At 72.8% G+C, this 13,653-nt stretch carries 12 protein-coding genes; 2 read left to right on the top strand and 10 right to left on the bottom strand.

The genetic code is table 11. From position 1 onward, the window contains the following. Positions 1-41 precede the first annotated feature (41 nt). Together M1R94_RS00215 and M1R94_RS00210 are read right to left on the bottom strand one after the other, a co-directional pair. The gene (locus M1R94_RS00215; protein WP_249379650.1) at positions 42-1,670 is read right to left on the bottom strand and encodes an FAD-dependent oxidoreductase; all 1,629 of its coding nucleotides are present in this window, start codon (positions 1,668-1,670) and stop codon (positions 42-44) included. 31 nt (positions 1,671-1,701) lie between these two features. After that, positions 1,702-2,790 carry a LacI family DNA-binding transcriptional regulator gene (locus M1R94_RS00210; RefSeq protein ID WP_249379649.1) on the bottom strand — a complete coding sequence of 363 codons (1,089 nt, stop codon included), beginning with the start codon at positions 2,788-2,790 and terminating at the stop codon, positions 1,702-1,704. Positions 2,791-3,234: 444 nt separating this feature from the next. On the opposite strand from M1R94_RS00210, the gene M1R94_RS00205 reads away from it, so the two are divergent. Further along, on the top strand, positions 3,235-3,723 hold the full coding sequence (locus M1R94_RS00205) for a GyrI-like domain-containing protein (protein ID WP_249379648.1): 489 nt from the start codon (positions 3,235-3,237) through the stop codon (positions 3,721-3,723). Between the two features lie 124 nt (positions 3,724-3,847). Here M1R94_RS00205 and M1R94_RS00200 read toward each other — a convergent pair whose 3' ends face one another. From M1R94_RS00200 to M1R94_RS00165, 8 genes are all read right to left on the bottom strand, one after another. Beyond that, complete coding sequence (locus tag M1R94_RS00200; RefSeq protein WP_249379647.1) at positions 3,848-4,375, bottom strand: maltokinase N-terminal cap-like domain-containing protein; 528 nt, start codon at positions 4,373-4,375, stop codon at positions 3,848-3,850. A gap of 76 nt (positions 4,376-4,451) precedes the next feature. Next, entirely contained in the window at positions 4,452-4,913 is a 462-nt protein-coding gene (locus M1R94_RS00195; protein ID WP_249379646.1) for a hypothetical protein, read from the bottom strand. A 38-nt stretch (positions 4,914-4,951) separates the two neighbouring features. Beyond that, positions 4,952-6,952 carry a carbohydrate-binding protein gene (locus M1R94_RS00190; RefSeq protein WP_249379645.1) on the bottom strand — a complete coding sequence of 667 codons (2,001 nt, stop codon included), beginning with the start codon at positions 6,950-6,952 and terminating at the stop codon, positions 4,952-4,954. 128 nt (positions 6,953-7,080) lie between these two features. Beyond that, complete coding sequence (locus tag M1R94_RS00185; RefSeq protein WP_249379644.1) at positions 7,081-8,094, bottom strand: AEC family transporter; 1,014 nt, start codon at positions 8,092-8,094, stop codon at positions 7,081-7,083. Between the two features lie 96 nt (positions 8,095-8,190). Then, positions 8,191-8,961, bottom strand: coding sequence for a hypothetical protein (locus tag M1R94_RS00180; RefSeq protein WP_249379643.1), 771 nt, complete (start codon positions 8,959-8,961; stop codon positions 8,191-8,193). A 63-nt stretch (positions 8,962-9,024) separates the two neighbouring features. Continuing rightward, the gene (gene recQ / locus M1R94_RS00175) at positions 9,025-11,070 is read right to left on the bottom strand and encodes a DNA helicase RecQ (RefSeq protein ID WP_374109416.1); all 2,046 of its coding nucleotides are present in this window, start codon (positions 11,068-11,070) and stop codon (positions 9,025-9,027) included. Between the two features lie 51 nt (positions 11,071-11,121). Next, complete coding sequence (locus M1R94_RS00170) at positions 11,122-12,072, bottom strand: NAD(P)/FAD-dependent oxidoreductase (RefSeq protein ID WP_249379642.1); 951 nt, start codon at positions 12,070-12,072, stop codon at positions 11,122-11,124. Then, entirely contained in the window at positions 12,069-12,944 is an 876-nt protein-coding gene (locus M1R94_RS00165) for a class I SAM-dependent methyltransferase (protein ID WP_249379641.1), read from the bottom strand. The genes M1R94_RS00170 and M1R94_RS00165 overlap by 4 nt, the downstream gene beginning before the upstream one ends. 47 nt (positions 12,945-12,991) lie before the next feature. On the opposite strand from M1R94_RS00165, the gene M1R94_RS00160 reads away from it, so the two are divergent. Then, entirely contained in the window at positions 12,992-13,582 is a 591-nt protein-coding gene (locus M1R94_RS00160; protein WP_249379640.1) for a helix-turn-helix domain-containing protein, read from the top strand. Positions 13,583-13,653 lie beyond the last annotated feature (71 nt).

The following is a 13,653-nucleotide window of genomic DNA, read 5'->3' as shown; positions in this document are numbered from 1 at the left end:
GCCGGTCCGGGTGGTCGGAGGGCGGTGCGGGTCGGTGCGAGTCAGTACGGGTGGGCCCCGGCGGGCCAGTGCAGCTCGACCCCGGCGGTGGTGAGCTCCTCCTGCAGCTCGGTGAGCAGCTCGGGCTTGGCCCGGACGTCGCGGGGCTGTGCGCCCCGCTCGAGGCAGAAGGCGGCGAGGTGGCCGGCAGCCTCGCCGATGTTCCACTCGACCGGGTGCAGGCGGTAGCAGCCGTTGGTGATGTGCGTGGTGCCGATGTTCTTGTTCGCGGCGAGCAGGTTGGTGGTGCGCTCGGGGATGAGCGCCCCGAGCGGGATCTCGAAGGGGGTCGACGCGACGTCGATGTACGTGTCACCCCCGGTCGAGGGGTGCAGGTCGATGCGGTACATGCCGATGCCGACGCTGTCCTCGTAGCGGGTCGCGCCACGGTCGCCGCGCACCGCGTACGAGACGTCGTTCTCGGTGATCGTGGTCAGCGCACGGATGCGGCGCGACTCGCGGTGGTAGGGCGCCTGGGCGAGGCCGTCGTCGGTCCCCATGACGTCGGGCCGTAGTCGCAGACCGGGGAACCCCGTGCCGCCGTCGGCCCGGGGGGCCTCGGTCTGCATCCAGTAGAGCATCGAGAGGCTGAGCTGCTTGGCGTCGGCGATCCGCTCGAGCTCGACCTCGCGTGGGACGTCGAGCACGTGCTCGAGGAAGTAGTCGATGCTCGGCCAGTTGACCAGGCACAGGTCGCTCGGGAACGTGCCGGGGGCGTAGAGGTCCCGCGCGAGGATGCGACGGAAGGTCCACAGGTTGCCGTCCCCGGGGCTGCGGGACTGGTCCGCCTCGACCGCCAGCGCGTCGTCGCCGGGGTTGGGGGTGAAGGAGCGGACGTCCATCGCCAGGGTGCGGGGGTTGGGGGCGTGCCACGAGAGCATCGGGCTGCCGTTCCAGGGGCCCGGGGTGAAGGACCGCCAGAAGTCGTACCGCTCGGGCCGGTCGATGGTGTGGTCACCGTCGGTGTGCTCCAGGACGAAGCACACGCTCAGCGCTTGGACGTTGTCCGGCTGGGCGGTCTCGGGGGCGCTGGGCTCCCCGGTGGTCGCCGCCGACTCGAAGCCGGTGACGTACTCGGTGCCGGTCAGGGGCAGCAGCTCCCCGGTCTCGGTCGCGTCCAGCACGTAGGCGGCTGTGACCGTGGTGCGGCTGCCGTCCAGGACCGACTCGAGGGTGACCGAGCGGACGACATCGCCCTCGGTGCTGGCCGTGACGGGACGCACCCGCTCGAGCAGGGTGATGCGCCCCGCGGCCCGCCACGGCGCGAGCATCTCCTCGAGCACGCCGACGGCGACCCGGGGCTCGTGGCACAGCTTGGACACCCAGCCGGCCCCGGGGTTGAGGTCGGTGCGGGCCCGCGCCTGCTCGGTCAGCGGGTAGCGGCGGCGGTACACGTCTCGTATGCCCTCGCGCAGCGCGCGGTACCGGGCGGTGACGCCGAACTCCTCGACCCACGGGTGCTCGTCGGGCGGCACGGCCTGCGAGGTGAGCTGGCCGCCGATCCACGCGAACTCCTCGGTCAGGACGACGCGGGCGCCGCGGTCGGCTGCGGCGAGCGCCGCGGCGATGCCGCCGAGGCCTGCGCCGACGACGAGGACGTCGGTGGTGACGTCGGTGGGGGTGCTGGGCACGGTTGCTGTCCGTCCTGTCGGTCGTGGGTGGTCAGGGGGTGATCTGGGTGAGCCCGGCCGGGGCCTGGGTCGTCGTCGCGGACGTCCCCACCGCGCGCGGTGGGGCGACCGTGCGGCCCTCGACCTCGGTGCAGTCCAGGAGCTGGTGCAGATCTGCCTCGGGCAGGTCCTGGTTCGCGATCAGGCGTGAGAGCAGCTGCAGGGCGCGTGCCCCCATCTCCTCGCGCGGGATCGCGAAACCCGACCACTCGTGCGGTCGGCGCAGGCGACGCTGCGGCTGGCCGAGCAGGAGCAGCGAGACGTCGGTCGGGACGGCGAGCCCGCGCAGGAGGAGCGCGTCGTACAGCTCCTCGGCATCCCGCTCGGGGGCGACGACCAGAGCCGTGAGCCCCTGGTCGACGACGGCGGAGGCCGTGGCGGCCGGGTCCTCCTCGGTGACCAGGCGTGCGGCGAGCGTGGTCCCCTGCATGGTGCTGCGGTAGCCCTCGAGGCGGTCGAGGGTGGGCTGGTCGGTGCCGAGCTCGCCGACGTAGCCGATGCGCCGGTGCCCGACGGCGATCAGCCGTTCGACCGCGCATCGGGTCGCGGCCACGTAGTCCGCACCGACGTAGGGCAGGCGGCCGCCCTCGCTCGTGCGCTTGCCGATGAAGGCGAACGGGTAGTTGGTGTCGAGCAGGTGCTGGAGCTCGCTGCGGTCCTCGTGCTGGCCCAGCAGCAGGCACCCGTCGGCGATGCCCAGACGCTGCCACCCGTCGCGGGTGAGCCGGCGGCGGCCGTCGACCACCCGGGCGCTGGTGAACAGCAGGATGTCGATGCCGAGCTGCTCGGCGGCGTGCTCGATGCCCACCAGGAACGGGCCGTAGAAGTCGCGGCCCCCGCCGGGGAAGGTCGCCTCGTAGGTAAAGACCCCGATGATCTGGTTGCGGCCGCCCGCGAGCCGCTGCGCGGCGGGGTTGGCGGAGTACCCGGTGATCCGGATGGCGTCGAGCACGCGCTGGCGGGTGTCGGCGGAGATGTGCACGCCTGCGGGCAGCCGGTCGTTCAGGACGAAGGAGACCGTCGCCTGGCTGACCCCGGCCATCGCGGCGACGTCAGCCTGGGTGATGCGGCGCCTGGGCATGTGATCCTCCTCGGTCCGTCGTCGTCGACGTGACCGCGAGTCTGCCCGGGTGCTGAGCACGAGAACAAGACCATTATGCGCATTATTATCGCGGCCTCAGGAGGGCCTTGCACCGCGTGATCTGTGGGGAGAGGCTCGTCTCGTACGCATTATCCGAGCGCGAGTCAGGCGGACGGGTCGTTGAGTCGCAGGACCATCGCTCCATCGTCACACCGCTGACGGAGACGGGCCCGGCCGGCCCTGGGCGAACGGAGCCGCCCTCGATCCACGCGAGTGTTCCCGGCGACGACCTTGGTCTCGTGCGCCTTCAGGGGAACGACCCGAACGCGCGCTGACCGCGGCATCTCGTCGCGAGACGACGGTGGACGGGCGTGCGATGAGTTCTGACCGCTCCTGCGGTCTGAGTGATGATGGGGCGACGTGCCGAGGACGGGAGGCGGGACCATGAGCGACGCTGGGGCGATGACCCGGCCCGAGCTGACGACGATCACGGCGGTGGACACTGCGGTGGTGCGCGGTGTCGTGCCGACGAGCGATCTGCCGTCCTTCTTCGACCGGTCCTTCGCCGCGCTCGGTGCGCAGATGGCGCACCTGGGTGTGACGCCGACCGGTCCGGCGTTCGCCTACTACTCGAGCGCGCCGGGGACCGTCACTCACCTTGAGGTGGGCTTCCCGGTCGACGGGCGAGTCGAAGGGGGCGAGCAGGGCGGTGACGTCGTGGCGTCGCGGCTGCCGGGCGGCCGGGTCGCCACGGCAGTCCATCAGGGTGGCTACGAGGGCCTGGGTCAGTCGTGGCTGCGGTTGCTGGAGTGGGTGGCGCAGCAAGGGCTGAGTCCAGCACCCGGGTACTGGGAGGTCTATCTCACCGAGCCCACGCCCGGCGGCGACCCCGCGACCCATCGCACCGCTCTGTACCTGCATCTGCCGGGATGATCCGGCCGAGCCGGCGGGGTCGTGCGCAGGGGATGAACCACGAGACGTCGAGCGGGAGCACCGGTCAGGTCTGACTGATCTGGGGTCGTGCTCGGCACGACGGAATGCTACGAAGGTTCGATCGTCAGTCGTCGAGGCGGGCGACGTCCGCCTGCCCACCCGTCCAGCTCGCCACGAGCGCTGGACCAGGAGCAGTCCCGTCGTCCAGGTCGCGCAGGATCCGCACGGTCCTGCTGTCCGACGACGCCTGTGCGTGCGCCACCAGACGCACCGTCGGCTCCCGGGTCCCGACCACCCGGCCGTCCTCCCACAGCTCGAGGACCGCCTGGCCCTGCTCGCCCCGGAGCGCCCGGCGGAAGCAGTCGCCCGCGACCGGGTCGGTGGTGCCGTCGTACACCCAGCGCTGGCCCAGCACGGAGTGCTCCATCGTGCCCACCAGCCGCGCCCCGTGGACGTCGAGCGGAGCGTCGCGGTACGTGAGCACCACGTGGTGCAGCTGCGCGCCACGACGCACCACGAACGCCTCGACGCCGACCTCGCCCGCGGGGTCGTCGAACCGGTAGCTGCCGAGCACCTCGACCGGACCGCCGAGCACCGTCTCGAGCAGCTCGAGCTTGGTCGGCCGGATCGTCGCAGAGTGCAGGATGGCCATGTGGCCAGACCCTACAGATGGCTGGCCGTGCTCAGCTGATCCGGCCGGTGTGACGACCGGTCACCCGGGAGGACAGCTATGCGTCAGCGGGGACAGCGAGGTTGGGCTCCACCCTCCGCCACTCGCCCTCGTCCAGCTCGCCGGTGTCGTCGGGCAGCAGCAGGGCGGTGGCGGTCCGTCCGTCACCACCGGTCACTGAGATCAGGACCCCGTCACGCGCGAAGCGCACGTCCTCGGTGCAGGAGGAGCCCGCCACCCAGCCCGGACCTTCCACGGGGGCCAGCACGACGACGACGCACCACGGTTCCTCGGCCGTGCCCCGCGCCGCGTAGACGAGCCCGTCCCCCGCCTGGCCCACGTACCGGGTGTCGCTCATGCCCCGCCCGATGGACACGCCTTCGGGGGTCGTGTCCTGGGCGGTCGCGGGACGCTCGAGGGCCGCGAGGCTGGGCGTCTCGGATGCGGTGCACCCAGCAGCAGCCAGCACCACGACGACGCCCGCCGCACAGCCAGAGATGGCCCTGGAGGTGGTTCCCATGCCCGTCACCGTAGTTGCACGCGCTCGTGGGTCGGTCGTCAGGCGCAGGCCCCGAGGTCCTGCCACGGACCCCAGGGTGATGCCCCCGGCTCCTGGTTCCTGGTCCACCAGGCTGCCTGCCAACGGTGCCCGTCGTGCACGACGACGTCCTCGGCCTCGTAGATGGCGCTCGCGGTCCAGGTGCTGCCGCAGGAGGTCGTCGCTCCGGCCTCGGCCCAGGGGCCGTAGGCGCTCGAGCCGGGCTGCTGACCTCGCGTCCACCACAACGCTGTCCAGGTGCTGCCGTCGTGCTGCACCTGGTCGCCGGTGTCGTAGGTCGCTCCGGCCCCCCAGTCGGCGACCTGCGGAGCGGCGCACTCCTGCGCCTCGGCGGGCGTAGGAGTCCACCGGAACCAGTCGAAGGTCGCCGTGATCTCGGGTGCCGCGGTCGCCCCCCGCAGCGCCGAGACGCCGATCCCGGTCGGTGCGAGCTCGGCGAGCGGGACCGGTCGGCCGATGGTCGCGAACTCCCGCCCGTCGACCGACGCCGCGGCGCGCACGTCGGTGCCGTCGCTCGTCAGCCGCAGCCACACGGTGGTGCCGGTGCCCTGCGGCACAGGTGGGGTGTCGATCGAGGCGTTGCGCTCCGACCCTGCCTGCCGCCAGATGTAGGAGAACCGCAGGCCGTTGGTGCCGTAGCCGTAGTCGAGCTTGGCGTAGGTGCTCCCGGTCCGGTGCAGGATGAGCCCGGCCTGCTGGAACCGCGCCGTGGGTTCGACGTCGACCTGGGTGGTGACCTCCCACGGCCCCTCGGGCACGTCCTGCACGGGGAACGCGGCGCCGGCCACGCCGGTGCCGTAGGTGGGGATGGTCAGGACGCCGTCGGTGACCTCGTGCCGTGCGGTGGTGGGGTTGACCACGCGCCACAGGTCGGCGTCGAGCCCGGTGCCGACCAGCTCGTCGGAGGACGCACCGCTGCACCGCTCACGCAGCGGGTCGGGGTCGGGTGGGGTGGGCTCGACCCGGGTGGCGTAGGCGATGGTCGCGCCGAGCCGGTCACCCGACTCGTAGAACAGGTAGGTCTGGTCGCCGTCGGTGACCACCTCGGGGGCTGCCACCCGGCCGACGTCGTCCCCGATCCCTGAGGCGCGGTGCAGCACCTGCTGGGGGCCGATCTCGGTGACCGTCGGGTCGACCGTGCGGGCGTAGGAGACACCTGAGGAGGCGTGGTAGATGACGTAGCTCTGACCCTCCCAGGTCAGCAGGTTGCCCCCCGAGACGTTGCGTCCGGTCTCGGAGTCCGGCACGACCACGGGCTCGGCCCGCACGTCCCAGTCCTTGCCGTCGACCGACTCGGCCATCTTGATACGCCGGATGTCGTCGGTGCGGTTCTGCATGTAGAACATGGCCCACCGGTACGGGGAGTCGACGTCCGGGTGCGTGAAGACCCGTGCGTAGGAGGTCTCGGTGGTGCCCGGCCCGCTGTCCGCGTTGGTCAGGGCCACCCCCGAGTCGTCGAAGGCGAGGCCGTCGGACGACGTCGCCCAGCGGGTGGTCGAGTTCTCGCCGTGGAAGTAGAGCAGCACCTGCCCGGTCGCCTCGTCCCAGACCGCGTCGGGTGAGGACACGTGCGAGACCCGGGTGTAGTGCGGTGGCCACTCGTTGCTGATCAGCGGGTTGGCCTCGTACTCGGTCCAGGGGCCGTCCAGGGAGTCGGCGTACATCAGGGAGATGCCACCCGGGGCGTCGTGCGGGGCGTAGTACAGGTACCACTCGCCCAGGGGGTCGGTCAGGTGCTCACCGGCGTGGAAGATGCTCGGGAAGATGAACTCGTCGGTCGGGTTGTAGAGCATCGACTCCTTGTCGATGACCTGCCCCGCGAAGGCGAACGTCGGGAGCGTGGACGACTGCTGCGCGGCGGTCGACGGCACAGCGGTCGACGGCGGGGCCGGGTCGGTCGCCGCCGCAGCGGTGGCCGCTGCGGCGAGCGGGGCGACCAGCAGCATGGTCAGGGCGGTGCTGAGGCGGGCGGTGCGTCGTCCTCGGCGTCGAGGGATCACGGTGACCTCCGTCGGTGGCGGTCCGGGACGTCGTCGTCGCCGGACACCGGGCGTGCCCGGCTCAGGCAGTCTTCTGAGCCGGGTGTGCGGGGGTCAAAGGGATGATGCGCATTATTAGTGGAGCGTGGCTAGCCGAGCACCGCCGCGATCACGAGCATGACCGGCATCGCGAGCAGGGTCGTCACCAGCCCGGCGTCCCGCGCCACGGCCTGCCCACGGCCGTACTGCAGGGCGTAGACGAGCACGTTCTGCGCGGTCGGGAGGGCCGCCATGGTGACCACCGCGAGCAGGGCCGGCCCCTCGAGCCCGAGCAGCAGACCCACCCCGACGGCCAGCAACGGGTGCACCACGGAGCGGAGCACGACCACCAGCGTGAGCTCGCGGGTGAACCGCCGCTCGCCGCTCCCGCGTGGCAGGGCCAGCGACATGCCGAAGGTGATCAGCGCGAGCGGTGCCGCTGCGGCGCCGATCAGCCGGAAGGGCTCCAGGACCACGGTCGGCACGGTCCACGGCAGTGCTGCGAGCAGCAGGCCCGTGAGCGTGCCGATGATGATCGGGTTGCGCAGGGTGCGACCGAGCACACCGCGCAGCCCGGCGGGGACCGACGCAGCGGGTTGCGCGCCGTCGTCGGCCAGAGCGTCCGTGTCGGTGGACGCGTCGGGTCCGACCGAGAGCCCTGGCGTGCGACCCCCTTCGCGGGAACCGCGCGAGTCCAAGATCGTGAAGGCGATGGGCGCCAGGACCAGCAGCTGGAACAGCAGCGTCGGCACGACGGCGACGGCGTCGCCCAGCAGGTAGACCGCGAGCGGCAGGCCCAGGTTGCCCGCGTTGACGTAGGACGCGGCCAGCGTGACGACCGTGGCCTCACCGGTCGGGCGCCGCCACAGCACACGCACCACGACGGCCGCGACCAGGGCGACCGCCGCGGTGGTGATCGCGATGACCAGGGCCGTGCGCGAGACCAGCAGGTGGAGGTCCGCCTCGGCGATCGTGACCAGCAGCAGCGAGGGGGCGGCGATCGCGAAGACCGCCCGGGCGAGCACCTGCTCGGCCCCGGGGCCCAGCAGCCGGTACCGCCCGAGCAGCCAGCCGACGACGGCGATCGCCGCCATCGTCCCCAGGGCGGCGGTGACGGCTCCCATCAGCGGGTCGGGCGCAGGGTCCGGGTCATCCGACGATTCTCCCAGAGGCGCGTCTCGGGCGGGTGCCGCAGTCCAGGACCGGTGGAGCCGGTCGCCTCAGGCAACGGTCGGGCCGCCGCCGTTCACCAGGTCGGCGTCAGCCATGAGCGAGTCGCCCACGTCGACCGCGAAGGCCTCGAGGCCAGGATCGGTCACGATCGCGTCGACCAGCTCGCGGCTGCCTCCGACCACCGTGGAGTCCAGGTCGATCTCCGAGGCCACGCACCAGGCCCGGTCGTGCGGCCAGAACAGGCTCGGCGAGCGGCGCGGACCGTCGTCGGCCAGCCCGCCGTCGCGCAGCGTCCCGGCGTGCTCGAGCCGGCCGTGGTACAGCAGGTACTGGCGTCCTGGGAGCACGAAGCGCGGCCGGTGATGGGCGCCGGCCCACCCCTCCCACAGCGCCATCACGCAGTCCTGCGGGGTGGTCGTGGCCACGCGCAGCAGATCGGTCAGCCGGGCCAGGTCGGCCGGGGCGAGGCTGCCGGTCTCGGGGTTGGTGCCCGCCCACTCGCGCCGTCCCGCCTCACGCGCCGAGGCGTGCTCGGGCGAGACGGTGCCGTGCGGGAAGCCGGGCTCGTAGACCAGCGGTCCGGGCCGTCTCGCCAGGCGCCAGAACTGCGCCAACGGGTGCAGCGTCTGCCCGGTGACCGCGGCGACGTCGGCCCAGCGGGCCGGCTCACCGTTCTCGTCCTCGAGCGGGTGCAGCACCCGGGCGTAGGCCTCGAACCCTTGGGGGACCAGGGAGCCGACGACTGCGCCGAAGGTGCCCAGGCGCTCGGCGACCCATGCCCCCGCCTGCAGGTCGGGTTCGTGCCGGAGGGGGGACATGGGTCGATCCTCCCAGAGCGGGACCGGATTCTCGCAGGCCTACCGCGCCGGCCGTCCCGGCGCTCAGGGGTGCAGTGCCTCGAGGAGGTGCGGACCGTACCTCTCCTGCTTGGCCACGCCGACGCCGGTGACCGTCCCGAGCTCCTCGAGGGTGGTCGGCACCCGGGTCGCGATCTCCCGCAGCGTCGCGTCGTGGAAGACGACGTAGGCCGGCACACCCTGCTCCTTGGCCGTCGCGGCCCGCCACGACCGGAGCCGCTCGAACACGGCGGTCGCGTCCTGGTCGAGATCCACCGCGACGGCGGCGCCCTTCCGCGACGCCCGTGGGGTGCGGGTCCGTGCCGCCCGAGGAGCCTCCCGGCGCAGCAGCACGCTGCGGGACCCGGTCAGCACGTCGGCGCTGGCCTCGGTGATCCGGAGCGTCCCGTAGCCGTCGGCGTCGACCGCGAGCAGCCCCTGGGCGAGCATCTGCCGCACGACCCCGCGCCACTCGGCCTCGGACAGCTCGGTGCCGATCCCGAAGACGCTCAGCGACGTGTGACCCAGCTGCTCGATGCGTGGGGTCACCTTCCCCAGCAGGATGTCGACCAGGTGCCCCGCCCCGTAGCGCTGGTTGCGCTCGCGGTCCAGGCGCACCACCGCCGAGAGCAGCTTCTGAGCGGGGACCGTCCCGTCCCACGACTCGGGTGGCACCAGGCAGGTGTCGCAGTTGCCGCACGGCGTGCTGCTCTGGCCGAAGTAGCCGAGCAGCTGGACGCGCCGGCAGCCGACGGTCTCGCACAGCGCGAGCATCGCGTCCAGGTGCGCCCCGAGCCGGCGACGGTGCGCAGCGTCGCCCTCGGAGGTGTCGATCATGCGGCGCTGCTGCACGACGTCCTGCAGGCCGTAGGCGAGCCACGCGGTCGAGGGCAGGCCGTCGCGGCCGGCCCGACCGGTCTCCTGGTAGTAGCCCTCGACGGACTTGGGCAGGTCCAGGTGCGCCACGAACCGCACGTCGGGCTTGTCGATGCCCATGCCGAAGGCGATCGTGGCGACCATCACCAGCCCGTCCTCGCGCAGGAAGCGCGACTGGTTGGTGCTGCGCACCCGACGGTCCAGGCCTGCGTGGTACGGCAGCGCGGTGATGCCCTGGGCGGTGAGGAAGTCCGCGGTCTGCTCGACCGACTTGCGGGACAGGCAGTACACGATCCCCGCGTCGCCGGCGTGCTCGGTCCGCAGCAGGTCCAGGAGCTGGGTGCGCGGGCTGTCCTTCGCCACGATGCGGTACTGGATGTTGGGACGGTCGAAGCTCGCCACGAAGTGTCGTGCGTCGGTCAGCTGCAGCCGCTGGGCGATCTCGGTGTGGGTCGCCTCGGTGGCCGTCGCCGTCAGCGCGATGCGGGGCACCGACGGCCAGCGGTCGTGCAGCACGGACAGCTGGAGGTAGTCGGGGCGGAAGTCGTGCCCCCACTGGGACACGCAGTGCGCCTCGTCGATCGCGAACAGCGCGACCTGGCCGCGATCGAGGAGGTCGAGGGTCTCGGGCACCCGGAGCCGCTCGGGCGCGAGGTAGAGCAGGTCCAGGGCGCCGTCGACGAAGGCCTGCTCGACCTCGCGCCGCTGCGACCAGTCCTGGGTCGAGTTGAGGAAGCCGGCCCGCACGCCCAGCGCCGAGAGGGCGTCGACCTGGTCCTGCATGAGGGCGATCAGTGGGGAGACCACCACCCCGGTGCCCGACCGGACCAGCGCAGGGACCTGGTAGCACAGCGACTTGCCGCTGCCCGTGGGCATCAGGACGAGGGCGTCGCCACCGCCCACCACCGTGTCGATGATCTCCGCCTGCTCACCCCGGAAGGAGTCGTAGCCGAAGACGCGTCCGAGCACCTCGAGCGGGGTCGGGGCCGGGCCGGCCGGGAGCGACGGCCTGGCGGACGGGGCGACGGACGGGGTGGCGGACGGCGCCGACCGGTGCCGGGCCACGGCGACAGGTGCGGGGCGGGTCGCCCCGGGTGCGTCGTCGAAGGAGATGTCGACGGGTGGGGCCTCGTCGTACGCGGGGTCGTAGGGCGGCTCGTCGTCGAGGGGTGGTTCGTCGTGCGGCGGGACGGCGTCGGGCCTGGCAGAGGTCACCGGGTCACCCTACGAGGCCGGCGGTCGAGATCGCAGCCGTCCACCGCACCCTCAGCGCCCCACAGACCTCCGGCTGCGGACCGCGGCCTGGGCGTCTGCGGTCACCAGGTCGGCGTTGACCGCGCCGCCGGCCACGACCCCCGCGGCTGCGGCACCGGCGACCGTCGCGGCGAGGTCGTGCGCGTTGCCGGCGGCCCACACCCCGGTCACCTCGGTACGGCCCGAGGGGTCCGCGGGGACCATCTCGCCGAACGGGTGGTCGACGAGGGTCCCGCCGAGCTGGGCGTAGAGGTCCCCCCGGGCGTGGAAGCGGGGCGCCACCACGACCGAGTCGACGTCGACGACCTGCCCGTCGGCGAGCGCGACCGAGCGCAGCTCGCCGTCCTGCGCACGGAGCTCGCTGACCTCCCCGGTGACCACCTGCACGTCCAACGCGGCCAGCTGGGCCCACGCCTCGTCGTCGGGGTCGGGCATCGTGTGCAGGAAGAGCGTGACCTGGTCGGAGAGCTGTCGGAAGAGCAGCGTCTGGTGCACGCTCATCGGGCTGGTGCCGACCACGCCGATGCGGGTGCCACGCACCTCCCAGCCGTGGCAGTACGGGCAGTGCAGCACGCTGCGTCCCCACAGCTCACGCACGCCCGGGATGGCGGGCAGCTCGTCGACAAGTCCGGTGGCCAGGATCAGCCGACGCACCCGGAGCGTGTCGCCGCCCGCGAGGTCGACCTCGAACCCGGTGTCGAGGTGGCGTGCCGCGACCGCCCCGTCGGCCCGGATCTCGGCCCCGTAGTGCCGAGCCTCCGCCCGCCCGGTCGCGAGGAGCTCGAGAGGGGCGACCCCCTCCCGGCCCAGGACGTTGTGCGCCCCCGCAGCCGGGGCGTTGCGCGGCTCCCCGGCGTCCACGACGACCACCGACCGCAACGACCTGGCCAGGGTCACGGCCGCGCTGAGGCCTGCGGCGCCACCGCCGATCACGGCGACGTCGTGCGTGAGGGAGGTGCTCATGAGGACTCCTCGGTCAGGGGGCGGCGGGCCGCCCAGGCGATCCGGCTGCCCCGTGAGGTCAGGTCCGGGCGGTGCAGCAGGGCTGCGGGGTCGTCCTGCGCGAGCAGGCGGTCCAGCGTGGTGCGGTCGTCGGCGTCCAGGAGGTCGCCCAGGGCGGAACGGAGACGGCCGAGCCAGGAGTGGGCGTAGCGCGGGGTGCTCGACGGCACGGGCCGGGTCCCGGTGTCGACGCGGTACCGGCCGACGACCTCGAGCCCGGCCCGCTCGAGGTACGGGCGCCAGTCCGGGTACGCGTTCCACCCCGACGCCTCCACGGCGGCGTGGCACCGGTCCTCCAGGCCGGGGCGGCCGAACCCGATGTCGTGGGGCAGGAAGCGCGGCATCGACTCGATCTCCAGGACAGCCAGCACGCCTCCCGGGACCAGGGCGTCGTGCACGCGTCGCAGCAGGCGGTCGGGGTCGGCGACGTGGTGCAGCGAGGAGGAGGCCCAGGCCACCTGCACCTCGTCGGTCGGCGGGAGGGTCTCGTCGAGGTCGGCCAGGACGGTGCGGACCCGCTCGCGGACGCCGTCCCGGCGCGCTGCTGCCTCGACCCGCGTGAGCATCAGGGCTGACGAGTCGATCGCCACCACCGAGGCGTGCTCGAACCGGCGGGTGAGCGCGAGGGTCCCGGTGCCGGTCCCCGCACCCAGGTCCAGGACGGTGCGCGGGGCGTCGGGGGCGAGCGTCGCGACCCAGTCGACCAGCTCGTCCAAGGCTGTCCCGAGGGCCTGGGCATCCAGGTCGAGCAGGTCGGCCAGGCCGGCCTCGTCGTGGCCGGCGTGCTGCTCGGCGTGGTGCTGCGCGGTGCGGGGGTGGGCTGTGCGATCCATGGCACCACCGTAGAACGTCGATGCGTGCAAGGCATACACTCTTGCCTATGACGCAAGAACGTGCGCTCGACTCCCTGATCCGTCAGCGGATCCGTGGTCTCCGCCTGGCTCGCGGGTGGTCGCTGGACGCCCTGGCCGCCCGGTGCTTCCTCAGCCCGTCCACCTTGAGCCGGATCGAGACGGGCCACCGTCGCATCGCCCTCGACCAGCTGGTCCCGATCGCCCGCGCCCTGGGGACGACCATCGACGAGCTCGTCGAGTCCGCCCAGGACGAGGACGTCGTGATCCGGCCCGAGCCGGACCACACCCCGGGGCGGACCACGTGGCTGCTGTCGCGCGAGGGCGCGGTGCACGGGGTGACCGTCGTCAAGATGCGGATCACCGCCGACCAGCAGGTTCCTGACGGGGACGCCCGGGTGCACCCGGGGCGGGACTGGTTCACAGTCCTGTCCGGGACGGCCCACCTGCAGCTCGGCGACCGGTCGATCGTGGTCGAGGCCGGCGACGCGGCCGAGTTCTCGACCATGGTGCCGCACGTCATCAGTGCTCACGACGGCCCGGTGGAGATCCTGTCGATCTTCAACCACGACGGCGAGCGGGCCCACATGCACCCGGGGTCGGACGCCGCGCGACCCTGAGCCCCGACCCGTCCGCGGTGCTCGTGACGAGCACCGCGCCCTTCGCCGAGCCGGTGGGATGCGAGGGGCGA

Source organism: Actinotalea alkalitolerans, assembly GCF_023369855.1.
Classification (GTDB): domain Bacteria; phylum Actinomycetota; class Actinomycetes; order Actinomycetales; family Cellulomonadaceae; genus Actinotalea.
This window is presented reverse-complemented; position numbering and strand designations above follow the sequence as displayed.

Coding starts and splice junctions, on each gene's coding strand:
- M1R94_RS00210 (WP_249379649.1), bottom strand. CDS start 2,790: ATGCCCAGGCGCCGCATCACCCAGGCTGACGTCGCCGCGATGGCCGGG.
- M1R94_RS00205 (WP_249379648.1), top strand. CDS start 3,235: ATGAGCGACGCTGGGGCGATGACCCGGCCCGAGCTGACGACGATCACG.
- M1R94_RS00200 (WP_249379647.1), bottom strand. CDS start 4,375: ATGGCCATCCTGCACTCTGCGACGATCCGGCCGACCAAGCTCGAGCTG.
- M1R94_RS00195 (WP_249379646.1), bottom strand. CDS start 4,913: ATGGGAACCACCTCCAGGGCCATCTCTGGCTGTGCGGCGGGCGTCGTC.
- M1R94_RS00185 (WP_249379644.1), bottom strand. CDS start 8,094: ATGGGAGCCGTCACCGCCGCCCTGGGGACGATGGCGGCGATCGCCGTC.
- M1R94_RS00180 (WP_249379643.1), bottom strand. CDS start 8,961: ATGTCCCCCCTCCGGCACGAACCCGACCTGCAGGCGGGGGCATGGGTC.
- M1R94_RS00170 (WP_249379642.1), bottom strand. CDS start 12,072: ATGAGCACCTCCCTCACGCACGACGTCGCCGTGATCGGCGGTGGCGCC.
- M1R94_RS00165 (WP_249379641.1), bottom strand. CDS start 12,944: ATGGATCGCACAGCCCACCCCCGCACCGCGCAGCACCACGCCGAGCAG.
- M1R94_RS00160 (WP_249379640.1), top strand. CDS start 12,992: ATGACGCAAGAACGTGCGCTCGACTCCCTGATCCGTCAGCGGATCCGT.